This is a genomic window from Pseudomonas sp. AM14(2022) (assembly GCF_036346455.1).
GTDB classification, from domain to species: Bacteria; Pseudomonadota; Gammaproteobacteria; order Pseudomonadales; family Pseudomonadaceae; genus Aquipseudomonas; species Aquipseudomonas putida_A.
In genome coordinates this window covers 227,560-247,901 of sequence record NZ_JAOTNY010000002.1, presented here as the reverse complement: position 1 = coordinate 247,901, position 20,342 = coordinate 227,560, and the positions used below count along the sequence as shown (strand labels likewise).

Annotated in this window: 22 protein-coding genes; 8 read left to right on the top strand and 14 right to left on the bottom strand. The window is 60.5% G+C overall.

Annotation, left to right across the window (positions count from 1 at the left end; genetic code table 11):
- Positions 1–3: 3 nt before the first annotated feature.
- The 4 genes from modB to V3W27_RS04755 all read right to left on the bottom strand — a co-directional run bounded on the left by modB (position 4) and on the right by V3W27_RS04755 (position 5,249).
- Positions 4–684: a molybdate ABC transporter permease subunit gene (gene modB / locus V3W27_RS04770; RefSeq protein ID WP_330206044.1), complete on the bottom strand. Its 681-nt coding sequence runs from the start codon at positions 682–684 to the stop codon at positions 4–6.
- Positions 685–1,452 (bottom strand): molybdate ABC transporter substrate-binding protein, encoded by a 768-nt coding sequence (gene modA / locus V3W27_RS04765; protein ID WP_330206043.1) that lies wholly within the window; start codon positions 1,450–1,452, stop codon positions 685–687.
- 168 nt (positions 1,453–1,620) lie between these two features.
- On the bottom strand, positions 1,621–2,685 hold the full coding sequence (locus V3W27_RS04760; protein WP_330206042.1) for an NAD(P)H-dependent flavin oxidoreductase: 1,065 nt from the start codon (positions 2,683–2,685) through the stop codon (positions 1,621–1,623).
- A 101-nt stretch (positions 2,686–2,786) separates the two neighbouring features.
- Positions 2,787–5,249, bottom strand: a complete 2,463-nt coding sequence (locus tag V3W27_RS04755; protein ID WP_330206041.1) for an autotransporter — start codon at positions 5,247–5,249, stop codon at positions 2,787–2,789.
- Between the two features lie 188 nt (positions 5,250–5,437).
- Here V3W27_RS04755 and acuI point away from each other — a divergent pair, with 188 nt between their 5' ends.
- Positions 5,438–6,421: an acrylyl-CoA reductase (NADPH) gene (gene acuI / locus V3W27_RS04750; protein ID WP_330206040.1), complete on the top strand. Its 984-nt coding sequence runs from the start codon at positions 5,438–5,440 to the stop codon at positions 6,419–6,421.
- A gap of 61 nt (positions 6,422–6,482) precedes the next feature.
- Positions 6,483–6,941 (top strand): GyrI-like domain-containing protein, encoded by a 459-nt coding sequence (locus V3W27_RS04745; RefSeq protein WP_330206039.1) that lies wholly within the window; start codon positions 6,483–6,485, stop codon positions 6,939–6,941.
- Here V3W27_RS04745 and ada read toward each other — a convergent pair.
- The 5 genes from ada to V3W27_RS04720 form a co-directional block, all read right to left on the bottom strand.
- Positions 6,938–8,005, bottom strand: coding sequence for a bifunctional DNA-binding transcriptional regulator/O6-methylguanine-DNA methyltransferase Ada (gene ada, locus V3W27_RS04740; protein ID WP_330206038.1), 1,068 nt, complete (start codon positions 8,003–8,005; stop codon positions 6,938–6,940). The two genes, V3W27_RS04745 and ada, sit on opposite strands and share 4 nt — an antisense overlap.
- Before the next feature lie 86 nt (positions 8,006–8,091).
- The gene (gene alkB / locus V3W27_RS04735) at positions 8,092–8,757 is read right to left on the bottom strand and encodes a DNA oxidative demethylase AlkB (RefSeq protein WP_330206259.1); all 666 of its coding nucleotides are present in this window, start codon (positions 8,755–8,757) and stop codon (positions 8,092–8,094) included.
- Positions 8,758–8,762: 5 nt separating this feature from the next.
- Positions 8,763–9,473: a 2OG-Fe(II) oxygenase gene (locus V3W27_RS04730; protein WP_330206037.1), complete on the bottom strand. Its 711-nt coding sequence runs from the start codon at positions 9,471–9,473 to the stop codon at positions 8,763–8,765.
- A 94-nt stretch (positions 9,474–9,567) separates the two neighbouring features.
- A complete protein-coding gene (locus tag V3W27_RS04725; RefSeq protein ID WP_096796544.1) occupies positions 9,568–9,738 on the bottom strand; it encodes a hypothetical protein in 171 nt (56 codons plus the stop codon).
- A 30-nt stretch (positions 9,739–9,768) separates the two neighbouring features.
- Positions 9,769–10,071, bottom strand: coding sequence for a DUF1883 domain-containing protein (locus tag V3W27_RS04720; protein WP_024164475.1), 303 nt, complete (start codon positions 10,069–10,071; stop codon positions 9,769–9,771).
- Between the two features lie 212 nt (positions 10,072–10,283).
- On the opposite strand from V3W27_RS04720, the gene V3W27_RS04715 reads away from it, so the two are divergent.
- Together V3W27_RS04715 and V3W27_RS04710 are read left to right on the top strand one after the other, a co-directional pair.
- Entirely contained in the window at positions 10,284–10,640 is a 357-nt protein-coding gene (locus V3W27_RS04715; RefSeq protein ID WP_027612690.1) for a hypothetical protein, read from the top strand.
- 72 nt (positions 10,641–10,712) lie between these two features.
- Positions 10,713–10,943 carry a hypothetical protein gene (locus tag V3W27_RS04710; RefSeq protein ID WP_027612691.1) on the top strand — a complete coding sequence of 77 codons (231 nt, stop codon included), beginning with the start codon at positions 10,713–10,715 and terminating at the stop codon, positions 10,941–10,943.
- 3 nt (positions 10,944–10,946) lie between these two features.
- Here V3W27_RS04710 and V3W27_RS04705 read toward each other — a convergent pair whose 3' ends face one another.
- Positions 10,947–11,234 carry a hypothetical protein gene (locus tag V3W27_RS04705; RefSeq protein WP_007964655.1) on the bottom strand — a complete coding sequence of 96 codons (288 nt, stop codon included), beginning with the start codon at positions 11,232–11,234 and terminating at the stop codon, positions 10,947–10,949.
- A gap of 151 nt (positions 11,235–11,385) precedes the next feature.
- Positions 11,386–11,571: a hypothetical protein gene (locus V3W27_RS04700; protein WP_007964653.1), complete on the bottom strand. Its 186-nt coding sequence runs from the start codon at positions 11,569–11,571 to the stop codon at positions 11,386–11,388.
- Between the two features lie 258 nt (positions 11,572–11,829).
- On the opposite strand from V3W27_RS04700, the gene galU reads away from it, so the two are divergent.
- Positions 11,830–12,669, top strand: a complete 840-nt coding sequence (galU, locus tag V3W27_RS04695) for a UTP--glucose-1-phosphate uridylyltransferase GalU (protein ID WP_007912230.1) — start codon at positions 11,830–11,832, stop codon at positions 12,667–12,669.
- A gap of 330 nt (positions 12,670–12,999) precedes the next feature.
- Here galU and V3W27_RS04690 read toward each other — a convergent pair whose 3' ends face one another.
- Both V3W27_RS04690 and V3W27_RS04685 read right to left on the bottom strand, forming a co-directional pair.
- Positions 13,000–14,748 (bottom strand): phosphoethanolamine transferase CptA, encoded by a 1,749-nt coding sequence (locus tag V3W27_RS04690; RefSeq protein WP_330206036.1) that lies wholly within the window; start codon positions 14,746–14,748, stop codon positions 13,000–13,002.
- A 199-nt stretch (positions 14,749–14,947) separates the two neighbouring features.
- Positions 14,948–15,130, bottom strand: coding sequence for a DUF6026 family protein (locus V3W27_RS04685; protein ID WP_007964649.1), 183 nt, complete (start codon positions 15,128–15,130; stop codon positions 14,948–14,950).
- A gap of 274 nt (positions 15,131–15,404) precedes the next feature.
- Between V3W27_RS04685 and gnd the strand changes: the two genes are divergently transcribed.
- From gnd to V3W27_RS04670, 3 genes are read left to right on the top strand one after another with little or no spacing between them, the layout of a single operon-like run.
- Positions 15,405–16,385, top strand: coding sequence for a phosphogluconate dehydrogenase (NAD(+)-dependent, decarboxylating) (gene gnd / locus V3W27_RS04680; protein WP_247267392.1), 981 nt, complete (start codon positions 15,405–15,407; stop codon positions 16,383–16,385).
- Entirely contained in the window at positions 16,382–17,905 is a 1,524-nt protein-coding gene (gene zwf / locus V3W27_RS04675; protein WP_330206035.1) for a glucose-6-phosphate dehydrogenase, read from the top strand. Before gnd ends, zwf begins: the two co-directional genes overlap by 4 nt.
- Positions 17,902–18,711 (top strand): HAD family hydrolase, encoded by an 810-nt coding sequence (locus V3W27_RS04670; protein ID WP_096796547.1) that lies wholly within the window; start codon positions 17,902–17,904, stop codon positions 18,709–18,711. Before zwf ends, V3W27_RS04670 begins: the two co-directional genes overlap by 4 nt.
- A gap of 122 nt (positions 18,712–18,833) precedes the next feature.
- Here the strand turns inward: V3W27_RS04670 and nhaB are convergent, their stop codons facing one another.
- Positions 18,834–20,336, bottom strand: a complete 1,503-nt coding sequence (nhaB, locus tag V3W27_RS04665; RefSeq protein ID WP_096796548.1) for a sodium/proton antiporter NhaB — start codon at positions 20,334–20,336, stop codon at positions 18,834–18,836.
- Positions 20,337–20,342: the final 6 nt, after the last annotated feature.

Below are 20,342 nucleotides of genomic sequence, written 5' to 3'. Positions count from 1 at the left end.
CGATCAGCTCCAGCCCGCGCGGGTCTTGCGGCTGGAGTAGAGCGCCAGCAACACCAGAAACGAAAACACCAGCATCGCCCCGGCCAGCCAATGGGCCTGAACATATTCCATCGCCTCGACATGGTCGTAGATCTGCACCGAGACCACGCGGGTCTTGTCGGGAATGTTGCCGCCGATCATCAGCACCACGCCGAATTCACCAACGGTATGCGCGAAACCGAGGATCGCCGCCGTCACAAAACCGGGGCGGGCCAACGGCAGGATCACGCTGAAAAAAGTGTCCCAGGGATTGGCGCGCAAGGTCGCGGCCACCTCCAGTGGGCGGGTGCCAATGGCGGAAAACGCGTTCTGCAACGGTTGCACCACAAACGGCATGGAATAGATCACCGAACCGATCACCAGCCCGGTAAAACTGAAGGTCAGAGTGCCCAGACCCAGCCATTGCGTGAAGTGGCCGAGAAAGCCATTAGGCCCCATCGCCAGCAGCAGATAAAAGCCGATCACGGTCGGCGGCAGTACGAGGGGCAGGGCGACGATTGCGCCGATGGGGCCACGCAGCCAGGAACGGCTGCGCGACAACCACAGGGCAATCGGCGTGCCGACGACCAGCAGGATAGCGGTGGTCAGGGACGCCAGTTTCAGGGTCAGCCAGATCGCCGCGAAGTCGGCACTCGTCAGCGACATTTAGAGCTGGTAACCGTAGGACTTGATCACCGCAGCGGCTTTCGGACCCTTGAGGTATTCAACCAGCGCTTTGGCGGCGGCGCTGTCCTTGCCTTTGTTGAGAATCACCGCGTCCTGTTTGATCGGGTCGTGCATGCTCGCTGGAACGATCCACGCCGAACCGCTGGTGACCCTGCCGTCCTTGTAGATCTGCGACAGTGCGACAAAACCCAGTTCGGCGTTGCCGGTGGACACGAACTGGTAGGCCTGGGTGATGTTCTGGCCTTCGACGATCTTCGCCTTGGTCGCCTCAGTCAGATTGAGTTTTTCCAGCACTTGAGTAGCGGCCAGACCGTATGGCGCGGCTTTCGGATTGGCGATGGACAGGTGCTGGTATTCATTCTTCTTCAGGACTTCACCTTTGGCGTCGACATAACCATCTTTCGCCGACCACAGCGCCAGGGTGCCGATGGCGTAGGTGAAGCGCGAACCCTTGACGGTGTCGCCTTCTTTTTCCAGTTTTTCCGGCGTGGTGTCGTCCGCCGAGAGGAACACTTCGAACGGCGCGCCGTTTTTGATCTGGGTATAGAACTGACCGGTGGCACCGTAGGCGGCGACCAGTTTGTGCCCGGTGTCTTTTTCGAAATCGGCAGCAATTGCCTGGATCGGCGCGGTGAAGTTGGCGGCAACCGCCACTTGCACTTCATCAGCCTGAGCGACACCGAAGGCGAATACCGAAAGCAGGGTGGCCAGGCAGGCTGGGGCAAAACGTGGGGCACGAATGGTCATGTAACAGCTCCGTTATGGGCGAGTGCAGAGGGCAGTTATTGTTGGAGGTGGACTGCACCGATGCGAAGGGTGGAACGCTATATAGCGAAATATATAGCGAAATGCCGCTAAACAGGAAGTGCTGGTGAACACAGGGTGAGGTGGTGCCATGTCTCACCCTGCGCCGGATCAGCGGCGGAGCAGTTTTGCCAGAGCGCCATCCGCCAGTTGCCGGGTCAGATCAGCGCTGTTCAGCTCTTCGCCCAATGGGAACGCCTGACCGGCCCAGAGGTTGCTGAACTGCGCTTCACTTTTGGCACGCAACGGCATCAGCGCCCCGCCGGCCAGCGGGAAGGCCGGGGCTTTCGGTGACATCGGGCCGATTTCGCGCATCACCCGATTGAGAATGCCGCGAGCCGGGCGGCCGGTGAACAGGTTGGTAATCGCGGTTTCACTTTCCTTGGCGCTGCGCAGCGCCTGGTGATGCGAGGCGCTGACTTTCGCTTCCGGCGTAAACAGATACGCGGTGCCGACCTGCACCGCTGACGCACCGAGTACCAATGCTGCGGCGACACCGCGTGCATCGGCAATGGCGCCGGCAGCGATCACCGGCACCTTGACCGCATCGACGATCTGCGGCACCAGCGCAAAGGTGCCGACCTGACTGCTCAAATCATCGCTGAGAAACATCCCGCGATGCCCGCCAGCCTCGTAACCCATGGCGATGATCGCGTCGCAACCGTTTTGCTCAAGCCACATCGCTTCATCGACAGTGGTGGCGGACGAGAGGATTTTCGCACCCGTGGCCTTGACCCGATCCAGCAGGGATTTTTCCGGCAGACCAAAGTGAAAGCTCACCACCTCAGGACGAAACTCTTCGAGCACGGCGCACGCTGCCGCATCGAATGGCGCGCGGTTGGAAACCGGTGTCGGTGCGTCGAAATCGACGCCCAATTCGCGGTAGTAAGGCTCCAGCAGGTTTTTCCAGTCTTGCGCGCGCTGTTCATCGGCGGCCGGTGGCTGGTGGCAGAAGAAATTGACGTTGAACGGTTTGCGGGTGTGCTCGCGAATGGTCTTCAGCTCTTCGCGCAACTGCTCGATGCTCAGCATTGCGGCAGGCATCGAACCCAAGCCGCCGGCGTTGCACACGGCGATCACCATTGCCGAAGTCGTGGCGCCGGCCATCGGGGCCTGAATGATCGGCAGCTCGATGCCGAGCAGGTCAAGAATGCGAGTGTCAGGCCATTGGCTCATGAAAGCGGTTCTCCGAACGATGAAACGGGGCAGGGACGGCAGAGCCGGTTTTTTAACAGCAAAACCGGACTCGGGGCCAGTCTGAATTTTCAATGCAGCCATCAGCGGCGATGAAAACCGCCGCCCCCGCCGCCCCCAAATGAGCGGTTCATGACTTGCGAGGAGTTGTGAAAGTTGTTGGTGCGCTGGTTGCCGAAGTTTCGCGCAGCAGACTCGCGATTGAGGTTCTGCAGTTGCGCATTGTTGTTGACCGGCGCCGTGCGGGCCGGGCTGCCCTTGACCATCGATTGCCAGCCGTTGTCGGTTTTCTTGTAGACGTTGCCGTCGCGCCCGGCATAGACGTTGTCGCCAACCCGTGCGGCGCCGCCGTTGCGGCCTTTCACGCCGGCATACTGCGTGGTCTTGTCGGTGTTGGGGTTGTACACCGCGCCACGATTGGCGGTGACCTGGGTGCCGGTGCGAGCATTACCTGCGGTGACCCGGCCACCGGCGATGGCGCCACCATTCGGCCCGACCACTTCACCGCTACGTCCAGCCGCGTAGTTGCCGGTGTAGGCGTTGTGCACCGCGCCGCGTTGGCCTGCCGCCGCAATACCGGTGCGCGAGTTATAGGACGAGCCAACCTGACCGGCCCAGCGATTGCCGGTCCAGGCGTTGTATCCGGCGCCATAGCGACTCACCGTCGCGCGATCCCCCCACTGACGATAAATGTTGCCGGTGGTGCCTGCCCAGCCACCGGGCCCCCAGGCCACAGCACCGCCACGATAGCCATAAGCGGCGCCGCCCCAGGCCAGTGGCGCGGGGTACAGGCGCGGGCCCCAGGCGTAACCCCAGCCGTAATTGCCCCACCATGGATAAGCGCCCCAGCCCCAACCCATCGCCACGGTGTTGCCGCCCCAGCTCCAGCCGAAGCCGAAACCGAAGGTCCAGCCTGTCCACGGCGTATAGCGCATGGCGACGCCGAAACCGTAGGTCACCGGTGGCCCGTACCAGACGCTGCCGACCCACGGCGTGTAAGGATAACCGGTGCCGTAGACCACCACGCCGGTGGCCGGATCCAGATTCGACCCTTGATAACCCGAGGTATAGCCGACCACCACGGTGTCGCCGCTGGACTCATAGACTTTGACGTAGGTGAGGTAATGCATCGGCGAACTCGGCGGGATCGAATAGATCACCGCCGGCACCGAACTGGCGACGCTCCATGGTCCGTTCACCGAGGTGGCGCTGAACCAGATACCGTTTTCCACCGCATACCAGTTGTCGTTGTCGACACGAATAATCGGCGTCGCGCTGTTGACCACGTATTGCAGTGATGTGGGGTTGATCGCCTTGAGTTGCGGTTCGCCATCGAACTGAGGTGCGGTCATTTTCACTGCGCTTTTCTTGATCGCCGAGGTTTGCGGGATGGTCGCCGCGATCGCGGCTTCCTTGGCCTGTGGCGTGCCGGCGACCGAGGCCTTGACGTTCTCTTTCGGGCTGTCGTCCGGGATGTTGGCGAAATCTGCCGGTAGTTTGTCCGCTGGGGTAAACGTCCATGGGCCGCGCATGTCGGCAGCGCGAAACCAGCGCCCGGAGATCAGCACGTAACTGTTCTGGTCACCGATTTCCTTGAAGATGTGCCCGGTGGTGTTGCTCACGTAGAGCAGACTGGTGCCCTGAATCGGTAGCCACTGCGGCGCGCCGTCGGTGACGATCAGTTCGGTGGGCGTGGTGGCGATGAAGATTTTCGGCTGCGGCGGTCTGGCCAGATTTGGCACCTTGTCTTTCGGATCACTCTGCCCGGTCAGCAGATCGACCTGACGGCTCTGGATCGCCGCCTGTTTGGCCTTCTCCAGATCGGCTGGCGGCGAGGTCAGACGGGTGTATTCGCCGCTGAGGCTGTCAGCGACCATCCAGCCATCGAACACGTGCAGGTAGTGCTTGCCCTCGGCGTCCTTGAGCAATAGCGGGCGGGTGTTGATCACCCGTTGCAGCGCAGTGCCATCGACCGCCCGGTACACGGCGTCGCCATCGATGTAGACGAGCAGTGCGGGAACGTCGGAACTGATGATCGTCGGCGGGGTGTTTTCCAGCGGCGCGCTGTCGGCTTTCTGCTCGGCCGACAGCACGCCGACGGCGGCTTCAAGTTGATCGAGGGAGATGGTTTTCTTGCGACTTTCGGCATCTTTCTGCAGCGCGCCGAGCCAGACGTCGGCCTGACTGGCGTCGGCAGGGAAGTCGGCCTTGATGATCTTGTACTGATCCAGTGCGACCCAGCGCGTGGCCTTGTCGACCAGCGTGTGCGCGCTGAACTGGACGATGCCGAAGGTGGGTTTGCCGTCGGCGCCGGTGGCTTCGACGGCAGCCCGGGCATTGAGGGTGTAGCCATCCCAGCTGTCGAGTTGCGGCTGGTACACGGTCAGTTTGGCCTTGCCGCTGGTGATCACTTGCGGCCACGTCGGAGCGCTGGCGGCAGCGTCGGCAGCAGCAGGTTTGCTGGCGGTAGCCGGGGCCGCCCAAGTGTCGCCAACGGTCAGCAGGCACAGCATCAGTATCGCAAGCAACGAGCGCGGGTAAGACATTGTCAGCTCCATCGACAGGGCCGCTTTCAGCAGGATGGCAGCGAAAGCACGGCCGTCGAAAAAGCATAGTCGCCCGCTCTGGAATTACTGGGCGGATTTGCGAATTGGCGCAAAGTCGGGTGGGGCAATGTGTTGCTTTGTGTTATTTCAGGGCACGAGTATTTGAATCCATTGATTGAGAGGCAGCCATGTTCAACGGCATTTTGATCGACAAAGACGACAGCGGATATCGCGCCAGCCTGCAGCAGATCAGCGAAGCGCAGTTGCCTGAAGGCGACGTGACGGTGAAGGTCGCGTACAGCACGCTGAACTTCAAGGACGGTCTGGCGATTACTGGCAGCAGCCCTGTGGTGCGCAAGTTTCCGATGGTGCCGGGGATCGACTTGGCGGGCACGGTCGAGGTCAGTTCGCATCCCGATTACCAGGTCGGTGATCAGGTGCTGCTCAACGGCTGGGGCGTGGGCGAGAGTCACTGGGGCGGGCTGGCGCAGAAGGCGCGGCTCAATGGCGACTGGCTGATTCCGTTGCCCAAAGCCTTTACCGCGGCGCAAGCCATGGCCATCGGCACCGCCGGCTACACGGCGATGCTGTGCATTCTGGCGCTGGAGCGTAACGGCGTGTTCCCGGATCAGGGCGAAGTGCTGGTGACTGGCGCCAATGGCGGGGTGGGCAGTTTCGCCATCGCCTTGCTCAGCAAACTCGGTTATCGCGTGGTGGCGTCCACCGGCCGGGTGTCCGAGCATGAGTACCTGAAGCAACTGGGTGCCAGCGAGATCATCGATCGCGCAACTTTGTCTGAGCCGGGCAAGCCCTTGGCTAAGGAACGCTGGGCCGCAGTGATCGATTCGGTCGGCAGTCACACCTTGGCCAACGCCTGTGCCAGCACCCGCGCCGAAGGCACGGTGGCGGCCTGCGGTCTGGCCCAGGGCATGGATTTTCCGGCGTCGGTGGCGCCGTTCATTTTGCGCGGCGTGACGCTGGCGGGGATCAACAGCGTAACTCAGCCCAAAGCGCGGCGGATCGAGGCCTGGGCGCGTCTGGCCAAGGATCTGGACTTCGCCCTGTTGCCATTGATCAGTCATGAAATCGCCCTCAGCGAAGCCATCGACGCGGCGCCAAAACTGCTCGCCGGACAGCTTCGCGGCAGGGTTGTGGTCGACGTCAATCGCTGACAGAGTAGGCGTCATTGCGGCCCTGTGTGGCCGCACTTCTATACAGGGAGCCGCACTTTCGATGGATTTGAAACGACAGCAAATCGACGCCTTCACCGTTGCTGGCCTGCAGGTTCGCACCACCAACGCCGCAGAGCACCAACCCGAAACCGCGAAAATCGGCCCGATGTGGGGCCGGTTTTTCGGCGAGGAGTTGGCCGAATCCATTCCCGGCAAGTCAGCCCATTCGCCGATTTATGGCGTGTATTCGGCTTACGAGTCGGATGCTTCGGGTGCGTTTGACGTTACCGCTGGCGTTGCCGTGAATGCTTCAGTCAAAGACTTTGAGTCCGTGCGGATCGAAGCGGGCGAGTATCTGGTGTTCGAAGCGCAGGGGCCGTTGCCTGATGCGGTCATCTCGATTTGGGGAAAGATCTGGGACTTCTTTGCAGCCAATCCGCAGATTCAGCGCCGTTACGCTACCGACTTCGAGGCCTACACCGGCCCCGAGTCCGTGTCGGTCTACATCGGCGTGCGCTAAGACTGGGTTTCGCGTTCCAGCAACTGGCGCTTACGCTCTACGCCCCAGCGATACCCCGACAGATTGCCATCGCTGCGCACCACGCGATGGCAGGGGATTGCCACGGCCAGACGGTTGGCGCCGCAGGCTTGCGCCACGGCGCGCATGGAGGTCGGCGCGCCAATTCGCTGAGCGATCTCCGCGTAACTGGCGGTGCAACCCACTGGAATCTCCCGCAACGCCTGCCACACCCGTTCCTGAAACGCTGTGCCACGCACATCCAGTGGCAAGTCGAGGCCTAGCGCTGGCGCTTCGATGAAACCCACCACCTTGGCAATCAACTGCTCGAAGCTGGCATCGGCGCCAATCAGGTTTGCGTTGCGGAACTGATCCTGCAGATCGCACACCAGTTGATGCGGATCGTCGCCCAACAGAATCGCGCACACGCCGCGCTCACTCTGCGCCACCAGAATCGCCCCGAGCGAACATTGGCCAACGGCAAAATGAATGTCGTTGTTGCGTCCAGCCGCGCGGTAGTCGCCGGGCTTCATGCCCAGTACCTTGTCGGCTGACTCATAAAAGCGGCTGTTGGAATTGAAACCCGCGTCGTACAGCGCATCGGTCACCGTGCCGCCATCCGCGAGCCGTTCACGCACCCGGCGCGAACGATGCGCCGCCGCGTAACCCTTTGGTGTCAGGCCGGTTGCGGCCTTGAACACCCGATGAAAATGGAAAGGGCTGAGGCCGGCGGTTTCGGCGAGTTCATTGAGTGCGGGCACTGTTTCACTCGACTCGATCTGCCGACAGGCCATCGCCACGGTCGCGGCGTGCTGGCTGGCGACTTCAGTCTGATCCTTGCTGGTGCGCTTGCTTGGGCGGTAACCCGCCGCCTCGGCAGCTTGAGCACTTTCGAAGAACTCGACGTTCTGCGGCTTGGGCAAACGTGAAAGGCTGCTGGGGCGGCAATAGATGCCGGTAGTTTTCACCGCATAGACAAACTGCCCGTCGGCCCGCGGGTCCCGTGCAACGACGGCGGCCCAGCGTGGATCGGTTTCAACGTTGATGAGGGGCGAAAGCTTTTTCATGGCGAGTAGTCCGTTGACCTGTTTGACTCAGGTTAACCAGCGGCGATGTTGGTAACACTCCGGGCCTTGCGGTCAAACTTTTCAGTTCACCCGGCGACACGCAAGGTCAGGTTGATCCGGCGTTCGCCCAACTGCGGATGCCGCCCGGGTTTGATCGGCAGCACGCCGTGAAAGCGCAAGCGATCAACCCCGCCCCAGACCACCATATCGCCATGCAGCAGAGGAATGCGCTGGCTTTTGTCGCTACGGGCAAAACCACCGAACAGGAACATCGCCGGCAACCCCAATGACAGCGAAACGATCGGCGCCGCGTAGGCATTTTCGTCTTTGTCCTGATGCAAAGACATTTTCGCGCCGGGGACATATTGGTTGATCAGGCAGGAGTCTGGATGAAAGTCGGCAAATCCAGCGCGCTGTGCTGCTTTGCGCGCCAGTTCTGACAACACTTCTGGCATCGCCGGCCAAGGCTGGCCACTCAGCGGGTCGACGGTGCTGTAGCGATAACCGCTACGGTCGGTGATCCAGCCCAGGGTTCCGCAACTGCTGGTGCCCACCGACATGCTGAAACCGCCCGGGGTCATCATGTGGCGCAACGGTGCTACGGCGAGAATGGCTTCCAGCGCTGGCAACAGTTGATCGATCACCGGCAGGGCGAAGCCGCGCAACACCCACGATTGTTCGCCGATCTGCTCGGCGCGGGGTTGTTGCTCGGGTTCGTGGTCGGCGAACAGGTCGAAGGTGGTCGGGTGCATGGCGTTCATGATGCGTCGTGGAAGATGATGCCCAGAGTATGCCGATTTCCGCTGTGCAGGCGACTGACGCCGTGACGCATGGTCACTCGATAATCGCCGCGTGTGCCGCTGACCGGGCGCTGGTTGACCGCGAATATAGCCGCGTCACCCTTGTGCAGAGCCACAACGTGCGGGCGCGACTGCATGCGTGGACGCTGCTCGGTCAGAACGAACTCACCACCGGTAAAATCCTCTCCGGGCTGCGACAGAAGAATCGCCACTTGCAGTGGGAAAACCAGTTCTCCGTACAGATCCTGATGCAGGCAGTTGTAGTCCTGCGGGCCGTATTGCAACAGCAAGGGTGTCGGCCGCAGTTGGCCGGCAGCCTGACAGCGCTGCACAAACTCGGAATGGGTTGCGGGAAAGCGTACAGGCACATTCATGCGTTCGTACCAGCGGTTGGCCAGTGGCACCAGGCGCGGGTAAAACGCAGTGCGCAGACGTTCGATGGCTGTCGGCAGGGGATAGCTGAAGTACTTGTATTCCCCGCGACCGAAACCGTGGCGGGCCATGATGACCTGCGAACGAAACGGTTCGGTCTGCGAATACAGGGCGCTCAAGCGTTCACAGGTTTGCGCCGACAGCAACGAGCGGACGATGGCATAGCCATATTGATCCAGATGCTGTTCGAGGCTTGCCCAATCGAGCGCATCCAGCCGAGACGGGGACATTGACATGCTGACTCCTGAACCCTTTGGTCGAGGCTGTCAGTCTGGGCAAATCCCGGCGGCAGAACACTCCGCCGCTTGCGGTCGAATCCCGAGTGTTGCGTTACAGGGCTTTGCTCACGGCGATGTCGCTGATCACGTCTTCGGTGGTGCCATGGATGGCGTCCAGTGCGGCCTTGGCCTCTTCGACGGTGCCGTTTTCCAGTTGCGCGAACTCGAAACGGCGTTCACCGTTGAGCTTGTATTTGATGACGTATTTGGTCGTTTGGGCCACGGTCGTGCTTACCTTTGTGTCAGGGGCGACTCAGCTCAGTTTGGAGCTGGAGCGGCGGATGATCTTGATCGAGTGGGTCAGGGTCGGCTTGCGCGTGACGCTGATGGCGCGACGGTTGACGGTGTCGATGGTGATGTTCCAGAAACCGGTGCTCGGCGCGGTGATGCGTGCAGGAAACGTGTCGAAAGCGCCGCCGTGGTAGGTGTGGCGGCCGCCGTTCTTGAACGCGCGGAAGTTGGCGTCGTTCATCAAGCGGATGTTGCAGGTTTGCGAGCATTGGATGACGACGATGTCGTCTTCGTTGAGGTGCTCGCGCTGGTGAATGAATTTCATGGGCGCCTCCAGAAGGGCTTTTTCTACTAAATCAAAACGATAGCATGTGCGATTGGCGCAGTTTATCAGCCCGAACGGGTTATTATCCCGCCGTCGAGCGCTGCTTTGACAATTAAAAACAGTTATTCGCGATTCCATGCGGGTTTAATGGAGTAAGCCTCGGAGAAAAATGGCATTACTGCTGTCCGAGGGTCTTTATGGGAGGTATTTGTATGAAGTGGGGTGTGGTGTGTCTGCCGTTGATGTTGGTCGTGGGTGGTTGCGCGAGTGTTTCCGAAATCAACGAAACCTTGCCCACCATGAGCGTGATTTCCGGCAAGAAACCCCATGAGTATGCTCAGTGCCTGGCCGACAAGCTTGCCAACAGCCGAGGCGCGCTGCAGATGCAGCCGCACAAGGATGGCGTGCGAGTGATTGTTCCCGGGAAATTTTCCACCGGCGCGGCTGCGGTGTTTGATATCGAAGACCGTTCCGGCGGCAGCAGCATCAAGCTGCATGAGCGGATGTCCAATGTGCCGGTTCGTCCCCGTGACGTGCAAAACGCCGCCAATGCCTGTATTTCCGGCTGATAGAATAGCGTCCATCAGCACCGATGCCGTCACAGTCCTGCTGTGACGGCATTTTCATTTCTGGAGTCGCGCATGAAGCGAGAGCAAGTACGGGAACGGCATGCAGAGGGCCTTATCTCTGCCACGCATGTTATTCAAAATCCGGCGAACTCGGGCGAGTGGATCGTGTTTTTCAAGAAGAGCGCCGGTCGCAGCTATTTTCTGGTGGACGATAACGACGAGGTCGAATCCTTCGCCCGGCTCGACGACCTGATCGAGATCGTGCGCGGGCTCGGGATCAAGTTCGCCGAGATCCACATGTAGGGTCTATTTGCAGACCACCACCACACTGCGGTTCTTGTAGTTGCCGACGTCGACCCCCAGGGTCTTGTCGCTTTCCTTGGGCGCCGGCGTGCCGTCGGTACCGACGATGCGATAGCCGGTGCCCGCGCAGGAGGCGTCAGCCTTCTCGTAGCAGGTGGCCCAGGAGTTGGCTTCCCCGGAGCAGTCGATGCTCAAACCCTGTTCGCCGTTGTTCAGGTAGGTGGTTTCCGAGGTGGCACAGCCACCGAGGGCCAATACCGCGATCAGCGGCAGCATTCTGTTCATGTTCATAAGTGTGTCGTCTTCAGCGAGGGAGGGGCTAAACGCTCTGACAGCGCCAGCATGAAAAGGTTATAGCGATTGGCCACTTGTTTTCATCATGCTGTGAGCGGCCACAAAAAAGCCCTGCACAAGGGCAGGGCTCGGCGCGTGTCGCAACCGATCAGTCCTGATCTTTGCCACGGCGTTTGGACGACGCAGGGGTGTCGGTGAATACCGACGCTACATCAGTCGCCAGCTGCTCGCTGTCGAAAGGACCGGCGATGTGTTCGCCATTGGTCGTGGTCAGGTTCCACTTGCCGTCTTTCTTGTCGATCACATACCCGTTGATGATTTTTACCGCGGCCATCTATCTGTCTCGTTCGCTGGTTCAAAGGCGCCATGATACCGACAAATCCTCACATTGGGGGATGATGAGCGTATGGTGATGCAGCGCATTTGCGTGTTTGAGCTACTCTGTTTTCGCGGGTCGAAGTCGCCAACGGAACTATCGGCGAGAATATTTCTCTATGTTGGCATCGGTTAGCCAGTGCGGGGCATTGTAAGGTGCACGCCGCCTGATTAGACTGCGCCGAAACTCGTACACACAGCCCTTTCAAGGACTTATATGATCAAGAAATGCTTGTTCCCAGCAGCCGGTTACGGTACTCGCTTCCTGCCAGCGACTAAAGCCATGCCCAAAGAAATGCTGCCGGTGGTAAACAAGCCACTGATCCAGTACGGCGTTGAAGAAGCTCTGGACGCTGGCCTGACTGAAATCTCGATCGTGACCGGTCGTGGCAAGCGCGCTCTGGAAGACCACTTCGACATCAGCTATGAGCTGGAAAACCAGATCAAAGGCACCGACAAGGAGAAATACCTGGTCGGCATCCGCAAGCTGCTGGACGAGTGCTCGTTCTCCTACACCCGTCAGACCGAAATGAAAGGTCTGGGTCACGCGATCCTCACCGGTCGCCCGCTGATCGGTGACGAGCCGTTCGCCGTGGTGTTGGCGGACGACTTGTGCGTCAACCTCGAAGGCGACGGCGTACTGACCCAGATGGTCAAGCTGTACAAGCAGTTCCGCTGCTCGATCATCGCCATTCAGGAAGTCGATCCGCAGGAAACCAGCAAGTACGGCGTGATCGCCGGCGAGATGATCCGCGACGACATCTACCGCGTACACAGCATGGTCGAGAAGCCAAAGCCGGAAGACGCGCCGTCGAACCTGGCGATCATTGGTCGTTACATCCTGACCCCGGACATCTTCGACCTGATCGAACAGACCGAGCCAGGCAAGGGCGGTGAAATCCAGATCACCGACGCCCTGATGAAGCAGGCCCAGAACGGCTGCGTCATGGCCTACAAGTTCAAGGGCAAGCGTTTTGACTGCGGTGGCGCTGAAGGCTACATCGAAGCGACCAACTTCTGCTTCGAGAACTTCTACAAGACCGGCAAGGCTTACTGATAGCGCCGGACCTGCATCGCGAAGGGTGTGAAAGCACCCGAAGCGAATGCCCCCACAAACGCCCCGACTTGTTCGGGGCGTTTGTTTTTGTGCTGGAACAATCCTTGATCCTGGTGGTGCAATTTACTGGCGCCCTCTGAGCGCGCTGGCTGCTCTTTCAGGGCCGAGCATGCTGGCTGCTCCGATTTCCCTCAGGCGGTACAGTAGAGCCCCATAAAGCGGGCTTCCTGACCGCCCAAAACGAAAAAAGCTCCGTATCTTGCGATACGGAGCTTTTTCTTTATGCGTTACACCGGTTGCGATCTCTCGAAACCGATGCCTTCCGAGCGGTTACTGCTGCACGACATTCGCTGCGGCAGGGTCGACCTTTTTCGGCTTCATCAGGCTGAAGTCGATCAAGGCGCGCTGCTCGCGTTCGTACGGGTTGCCGATCATCAGCGGACGCGGCTTGAAGCTGTCGCTGACCAGACTCTTGCTGCGGTCCAGTTCATCGAAACTCAAACCGGCCATGTCCGCCCAGGTGTGGATCAGATGCGAGCTGCTGTACGGCCGGCCGAGGTCGGCGGCGAAGTTCCAGTCGTGGTTCTCGCGCCATTTCGGCGACGCCCAGGCCATGAATGGAATGGTGTACATCGGCGCGGTCGGTTTGTTCTCGTTACGGCCGAGGGTGTTGTGGCCGGAGGAGTCGAACACGTCTTCACCGTGGTCGGAGAGGTACAGCAGGAAGCCGTTCGGATCTGACTTGGCGTAGTCCTTGATCAGGCTCGACACCACGAAATCGTTGTACAGCACAGCGTTGTCGTAGCTGTTGTAGGTCGGCACCTGATCGTCGCGCACACCGGCCGGCACGCCGGTACGGTCCTGGAACTTGTCGAAGGTCGGCGGATAACGGTACTGGTAGCTCATGTGAGTGCCGAGCAAGTGCACGACGATCAGCTTACGCTGCGCCGGGTCGGTCAGCGCTTTGTTGAACGGCTCGATCACGTCACCGTCGTACTGCGCGGCGTTCTGGTTGCGGTTGTTGTTCAGGTACACCTGCTCGTCGGCCTGCTCGGAGAAGGTCGTGAGCATAGTGTTGCGCTTGGTCATGGTCTGCTGGTTGGTGATCCAGAAGGTCTTGTAACCGGCCTGTTTCATCATGCTGACCAGCGACGGCGTGGACAGGTACAGATCAGGGTTCTCTTCGTCGGCGAAGGTCAGCACCTGCTGCAGCGCTTCAATGGTGTAAGGGCGCGGGGTGATGACGTTGTCGAATACCGCGAGCTGATCCTTGAGCTTGTCCAGTTCCGGGGTGGTCTTGCGTCCATAACCGTACAGGCTCATGCGCTGACGGTTGGTCGACTCGCCGATCACCAGCACCAGGGTCGACGGTTTATCGGCATCGGTCACCTTGAGGTTATGCAGCGGCGGCACCTTGCTCGCGCTGTGCAGCATGTCTTGCATGCCGGCCAGGGTGTCGAGGTAACGGTGGTAAGCCACCGCCATCTGCCAAGGCACGGCTGGCTCGATACGGTCTTCGAACTTCTCGAAACCGCCGGCGAAACTGCCGGTACGTTGGGTCTGTTTGATCAGCGGGTAGCCGACTACGGCGAAGACGATCACGATCGCGGCCACGAACGCGCGGCCTCGGGGCATGTACACCGGGCGCAGGCGGGTCCACAGGAAGTAGGCGAAAGCGGTATGGGCGAGGAATGCCGGGATCATCCACCAGGCGAAGTACTGGGTCATGTATTCGCCGGCTTCAGAGATGTTCGACTCGAACATGATGAAGATGACGCTTTGCGAGAACTCCTGCTGATAGATGAAGAAATAACCCAGGCTGGCCATTGAGCAGGCCCACAGGACGATACCGATCAGCGCGGCCAGCAGTTTGGTGCGTTTGGGAAACGCCAGCATCGGGGCGAGCCACAGCGCGCTCATCACGAAGGCCTGACGGAAACCGCTGAAACCGGAGGTGCCGGTCAGTTGAATCAACAGTTGGGTGATGCCCGAGAAATACCAGAAGAAAGCGAACAGCCAGAGAACCCCGGCCCAGTCGAAACCTGTCGCAGTCGTTTTGCTGCGTTTGAACAATGCCATTCAGCACTCCAGCTCATCGTCACTAACCACCGTCGGAGCGCTACATCAAACCGACGAACGGAAGCCGCGCGCAAACGCACGGCCAGAATGGGCCGGAGTATCACCAAGGCAGTGTGAAAACTTCGTTAGTTGCTGATCAGGGGCAGGGGAGCATCATGTCGGGAACGACAGGCGCCGTTCCCGAAGCCGGCGGGGCAGGTCAGGCGTGCGGATGGCGCTGGACCACCGGCAGAGGTTTGGGCTGAGCGCCCTGGGTCAGCGAGCGCAGCTGCGCCAGCTCCTGCTTCAACTGGTCGCGCTCGTCTTTCAACTGGCGCAATTCATCGCGACGGATCGTGACGTACAGGGTTTGTGGCGGCATTGCTGTGTGTACTGTGCCCATTGCTCACCTCGCAAATGGCGTGTCTCAACTGCAAATCGTCCCCGCGTCGGGGCTACTGACTTGCTATCGGCGCCAATTTTGATTTCTTTTGCCCGTGAATGGAACTTTTTTATTTTTCATGGTCGGTGTGTCTTCGGCAGGATTCGGGGCGTTATCAGTCTGGATCGGGCACAATGCCCGGAAACTTCATCGCAACGCTCTGGACTAACCTCCATCAGTCGCGTTGGGCTATAACCAATGACACACATTTATTTGTAGTAAGGAGCATCAGCACATGCAACTCGGGATTATTGGACTGGGCCGCATGGGCGGCAATATTGCGCGACGTCTGATGCTCAACGGTCACACCACCGTTGTTTACGACCGCAATACCGCTTTCATCGATAACCTGGTCGCCGAGGGCTCCACCGGCGTTGCCGACCTGCCCGCTCTGGTGGCAGGCCTGGCCAAGCCACGTGCCGTATGGGTCATGCTGCCGGCCGGCGCGCCGACCGAAGACACCATCAACACTCTGAGCGACTTGCTGGAAGCCGGTGACACCATCATCGACGGCGGCAACACCAACTATAAGGATGACATTCGCCGGGCGAAAACCCTGGCCGAGAAGGGCCTGCACTACATCGACGTCGGTACCTCCGGCGGCGTCTGGGGCCTGGAGCGCGGTTACTGCATGATGATCGGCGGCGACGCCGAGACCGTGCAGCGCCTTGACCCGCTGTTCGCTGCGCTGGCGCCGGGCATGGGCAACATTCCGCGCACCAAGGATCGCAAGTCCGAGGATCACCGCGCCGAGCACGGCTACATTCACGCCGGTCCTGCCGGTGCCGGGCACTTCGTGAAGATGATTCACAACGGCATCGAGTACGGCATGATGGCCGCGTTCGCCGAAGGCTTCGACATCCTCAAGACCAAGTCCAGCGAGCGTCTGCCGGAAGATCAGCGTTTCGACCTGAACGTGGCCGACATCGCCGAAGTCTGGCGCCGTGGCAGCGTGGTCTCGTCCTGGCTGCTCGACCTGACCGCCGACGCACTGGCCAGCGACCCGAAACTCGACGGGTTCTCCGGTTCGGTGGCTGACAGCGGCGAAGGTCAATGGACCATCGAAGCGGCCATGGAGCAGGCGGTGCCGGTTCCGGTGCTGTCCAACTCGCTGTTCTCGCGCTACCGCTCGCGCGGTCAGGGCACTTTTGGCGACAAGATTCTCTCGGCCCAGCGCTTCGGCTTCGGCGGCCACGTGGAGACACCGAAGAAATGACCCATACGATCCGCAGAAAATCCAAGGCAGAACCCGCACCACCGACCACGCTGTTTTTGTTCGGTGCCCACGGCGACCTGGTCAAGCGCTTGCTGATGCCGGCGCTGTACAACCTCAGTCGCGACGGCTTGCTGGACGAAAATCTGCGGATCGTCGGCGTTGATCACAACGCCATTACCGATGAAGCCTTCGCGCAAAAACTCGAAGACTTCATCCGTACCGAAGTGGCGGCGAAAGTCGGCAAGGGCGATCAGATGCTTGATCCGGCCTTGTGGGCCAAGCTCGCCAAAGGCATCAGCTACGTCCAGGGCGACTTCCTGGACGACAGCACTTATTCCGCGCTGGCGGCAAAAATTGCCGACAGCGGCACTGGCAATGCGGTGTTCTACCTGGCCACAGCGCCACGTTTCTTCAGTGAAGTGGTACGCCGTCTCGGCGACGCCAAGTTGTTGGAGGAAACCCTGGAAGCATTCAGAAGGGTGGTGATCGAGAAGCCGTTCGGCTCCGATCTGCAAACTGCCGAAGCGTTGAACGCCTGTCTGCTCAAGGTCATGTCCGAAAAACAGATCTATCGGATCGACCATTACCTGGGCAAGGAAACCGTGCAGAACATTCTGGTCAGCCGGTTCTCCAACAGCCTGTTCGAGGCCTTCTGGAACAACCATTACATCGACCACGTGCAAATCACCGCGGCAGAAACCGTCGGCGTCGAAACCCGTGGCAGTTTTTACGAGCACACCGGTGCGCTGCGTGACATGGTGCCCAATCACCTGTTCCAGCTGCTGGCAATGGTCGCCATGGAACCACCGGCCGCGTTCGGCGCTGACGCCGTGCGCGGCGAGAAGGCCAAAGTGGTCGGCGCGATCCGTCCATGGAGCGTTGAGGAGGCGCGAGCCAACTCGGTACGCGGTCAGTACCGCGCCGGCGAGGTCGATGGCAAAGCGTTGAATGGCTATCGCCAGGAAGCCAACGTGGCGCCTGACAGCAACACCGAAACCTACGTCGCGCTGAAAGTCATGATCGACAACTGGCGCTGGGTCGGCGTGCCGTTCTACCTGCGTACCGGCAAGCGCATGAGCGTGCGCGACACCGAGATCGTCATCTGCTTCAAACCGGCGCCGTACGCGCAGTTCCGGGATACCGAGGTCGACGAGTTGCAGCCGACCTATCTGCGTATTCAGATCCAGCCTAACGAAGGCATGTGGTTCGACCTGCTGGCCAAACGGCCGGGGCCGGCGTTGAACATGGCCAACATCGAGCTGGGTTTTGCCTACAAGGATTTCTTCGAGATGCAGCCGTCCACCGGCTACGAAACGCTGATCTACGACTGCCTGACCGGCGACCAGACGCTGTTCCAGCGCGCCGACAACATTGAGAACGGCTGGCGCGCGGTGCAGCCCTTCCTCGATGCCTGGCAACAGGATGCGAGTGTGCAGACTTACGCTGCCGGGGAAGACGGCCCGCAAGCCGCCAATGATCTGCTGACTCGCGACGGTCGCGTCTGGCATGGTCTGGGATGAGTGAGTCGATCCGCTTTTTATTGAGTGACATGGACGGCACGCTGCTGCTGCCCGACCACAGCCTGAGCCAGCGCACCATTGATGCCGTTCGTTCGCTGCGTGAGGCCGGCGTGTTGTTCAGCCTGGCCACCGGGCGCCCACCCAAAGCCATGCTGCAGCAGATCGAAGCCTTGGGTGTCGATCTGCCGACCGCCGCCTTCAATGGCGGCACCATCGTCAATCCGGATGGCAGTCTGTTGGTGGCGCATTACCTGCCGGTGCCGACCGCGCTGATTGCTCTGGCGTTGTTCGCTGACCAGCCGGATGTGGAGATCTGGGTGTTCAGCGGTGGCGACTGGTTGCTCAAGGATCCGCACGGGCCGATGGTGCCGCGCGAGCAGCACGGCCTCGGTTATCCGCCGGTGGTGGTCGAGAGTTTCGAGCCGTACCTGGAGCGCATCGACAAGATCGTCGCCACCAGTAACAACACCGATCTGCTGATCGAGCTTGAGGCGCGCCTGTTAGCCAAGGTCAGCGGCATGGCTCAGGTTTCGCGTTCGCAACCGGTGTACCTGGACGTGACGGCGCTGGAGGCCAACAAGGGCACCGCACTGGCAACCATTGCCGCGCACCTCGATATCCCGCTGGCGCAGACCGCCGCGATTGGCGATGGCGGCAACGACCCGGCGATGTTCCATTGCGCGGGATTGTCGATTGCCATGGGGCAGGCGGAAGAGGCGGTGAAGCGCCAGGCTGACGTGGTCACCGCGCCAAACACCGACGACGGCGTGGCGCAGGCGATCGAGAAGTACATCCTCGGTCGCTGAACTCACCCCAAAAACAAATGTAGGAGTGAGCCTGTTCGCGATTGCAATGTATCAGTCACCATTTCTTGGGCTGACACACCGCTATCGCGAGCAGGCTCACTCCTACAGTTTATTCGGCGTAATTACAGCCAGTAGCTGACGGCGTACCAGCCCAGCAGGCCCATCACTACGGTGTACGGCAGCGCCATCCACACCATCCGCCCGTACGACAGGCGCACCAGCGGTGCAATCGCCGAGGTCAGCAGGAACAGGAATGCCGCCTGACCGTTCGGCGTCGCCACGCTTGGCAGGTTGGTGCCAGTGTTGATCGCGATCGCCAGGGTCTCGAAATGCTCGCGGCTCATGTGCCCGGACAGGAAAGCCTGTTTCACTTCGGTGATGTAGATCGTGGCGACGAATACGTTATCGCTGATCGCCGAGAGCAGGCCATTGGCGATGAACAGCATGCCCGGCTGTTGTTCCGCCGGCAGCGCCAGCACCCACTGGATCAACGGGGCGAACAGTTGCTGATCGTGAATCACCGCGACCACGGCAAAGAACACCACCAGCAGTGCGGTGAACGGCATGGCGTCCTTGAACGCGCTACCCAGACGATGCTCGTCGGTGATGCCGGTGAACGCGGTGATCAGCACGATCACCATCAGGCCGATCAGCCCGACCTCCGCGACGTGAAACGCCAGGCAGCCAATCAGGATCAATGCGGCAGCGCCTTGCACCAGCAGGGCGGCACGCTGACGCGGGGTGCGTTCGGCGTTGTCTTCGGCGGCGTAATTGGCCAGCACGGCGCGGACGTTGTCCGGCAGCAGGGTGCCGTAGCCAAACCAGCGCAGTTTTTCCAGCAGCACGCAGGTCACCAGACCCGCCGCCAGCACCGGCAACGAAACCGGCGCGACTTTCTGGAAGAACTCTGCGAAGTGCCAGCCCATTTCATGACCGATCAGCAGATTCTGCGGCTCACCCACCAGGGTGCAGACCCCGCCGAGTGCGGTGCCGACCGCGCCGTGCATCAGCAAGCTGCGCAGGAATGCGCGAAATTGCTCCAGGTCTTCATGGTGCAGGGCCGGCAGATGGCGGTCGTCGCTGAATTCGCTGTCCTGACGCGGATCATTGCCCGAGGCCACGCGGTGGTAGACCGAATAGAAGCCGACCGCCGCGCTGATGATCACCGCGGTTACGGTCAAGGCATCGAGAAACGCCGACAAAAAAGCTGAGAGAAAGCAGAACATCAGCGCCAGCAGCGCCTTGGAGCGCACGCCCAGCAGCAACCGTGAGAACAGAAACAGCAGCAGATCCTTCATGAAGTAGATGCCCGCGACCATGAACATCAGCAGCAGGATCACCGGGAAGTTGTGCACCAGTTCATCGTACAGGGCCTGTGGTGAGGTCATCTTCAGCAGCAGGGCTTCGATCAGCAACAAGCCGCCGGGCATCAGCGGATAGCACTTGAGCGCCATGGCCAGAGTGAAAATGAACTCGATCACCAACAACCAGCCGGCGGCGACCGGGCCGACAGTGAACAGCACCACGGCGTTAAGGATCAGGAACCCGACGATGCACGCCTTGTACCAGCGGGGCGAATGCCCGAGGAAATTATGCGCGAACGCCTGGGCCAGTGAACCGGACATCGGTTG

What these genes read in the sequence shown, in the direction of transcription:
- V3W27_RS04690 (WP_330206036.1), bottom strand. Translation starts at nt 14,748, where the DNA reads ATGGCATTGTTCAAACGCAGCAAAACGACTGCGACAGGTTTCGACTGG.
- V3W27_RS04730 (WP_330206037.1), bottom strand. Translation starts at nt 9,473, where the DNA reads ATGTCAATGTCCCCGTCTCGGCTGGATGCGCTCGATTGGGCAAGCCTC.
- V3W27_RS04670 (WP_096796547.1), top strand. Translation starts at nt 17,902, where the DNA reads ATGAGTGAGTCGATCCGCTTTTTATTGAGTGACATGGACGGCACGCTG.
- modB (WP_330206044.1), bottom strand. Translation starts at nt 684, where the DNA reads ATGTCGCTGACGAGTGCCGACTTCGCGGCGATCTGGCTGACCCTGAAA.
- acuI (WP_330206040.1), top strand. Translation starts at nt 5,438, where the DNA reads ATGTTCAACGGCATTTTGATCGACAAAGACGACAGCGGATATCGCGCC.
- galU (WP_007912230.1), top strand. Translation starts at nt 11,830, where the DNA reads ATGATCAAGAAATGCTTGTTCCCAGCAGCCGGTTACGGTACTCGCTTC.
- V3W27_RS04715 (WP_027612690.1), top strand. Translation starts at nt 10,284, where the DNA reads ATGAAGTGGGGTGTGGTGTGTCTGCCGTTGATGTTGGTCGTGGGTGGT.
- V3W27_RS04745 (WP_330206039.1), top strand. Translation starts at nt 6,483, where the DNA reads ATGGATTTGAAACGACAGCAAATCGACGCCTTCACCGTTGCTGGCCTG.
- V3W27_RS04755 (WP_330206041.1), bottom strand. Translation starts at nt 5,249, where the DNA reads ATGTCTTACCCGCGCTCGTTGCTTGCGATACTGATGCTGTGCCTGCTG.
- V3W27_RS04760 (WP_330206042.1), bottom strand. Translation starts at nt 2,685, where the DNA reads ATGAGCCAATGGCCTGACACTCGCATTCTTGACCTGCTCGGCATCGAG.
- alkB (WP_330206259.1), bottom strand. Translation starts at nt 8,757, where the DNA reads ATGCACCCGACCACCTTCGACCTGTTCGCCGACCACGAACCCGAGCAA.
- V3W27_RS04685 (WP_007964649.1), bottom strand. Translation starts at nt 15,130, where the DNA reads ATGGGCACAGTACACACAGCAATGCCGCCACAAACCCTGTACGTCACG.
- V3W27_RS04700 (WP_007964653.1), bottom strand. Translation starts at nt 11,571, where the DNA reads ATGGCCGCGGTAAAAATCATCAACGGGTATGTGATCGACAAGAAAGAC.
- modA (WP_330206043.1), bottom strand. Translation starts at nt 1,452, where the DNA reads ATGACCATTCGTGCCCCACGTTTTGCCCCAGCCTGCCTGGCCACCCTG.
- nhaB (WP_096796548.1), bottom strand. Translation starts at nt 20,336, where the DNA reads ATGTCCGGTTCACTGGCCCAGGCGTTCGCGCATAATTTCCTCGGGCAT.
- ada (WP_330206038.1), bottom strand. Translation starts at nt 8,005, where the DNA reads ATGAAAAAGCTTTCGCCCCTCATCAACGTTGAAACCGATCCACGCTGG.
- gnd (WP_247267392.1), top strand. Translation starts at nt 15,405, where the DNA reads ATGCAACTCGGGATTATTGGACTGGGCCGCATGGGCGGCAATATTGCG.
- V3W27_RS04710 (WP_027612691.1), top strand. Translation starts at nt 10,713, where the DNA reads ATGAAGCGAGAGCAAGTACGGGAACGGCATGCAGAGGGCCTTATCTCT.
- zwf (WP_330206035.1), top strand. Translation starts at nt 16,382, where the DNA reads ATGACCCATACGATCCGCAGAAAATCCAAGGCAGAACCCGCACCACCG.
- V3W27_RS04720 (WP_024164475.1), bottom strand. Translation starts at nt 10,071, where the DNA reads ATGAAATTCATTCACCAGCGCGAGCACCTCAACGAAGACGACATCGTC.
- V3W27_RS04705 (WP_007964655.1), bottom strand. Translation starts at nt 11,234, where the DNA reads ATGAACATGAACAGAATGCTGCCGCTGATCGCGGTATTGGCCCTCGGT.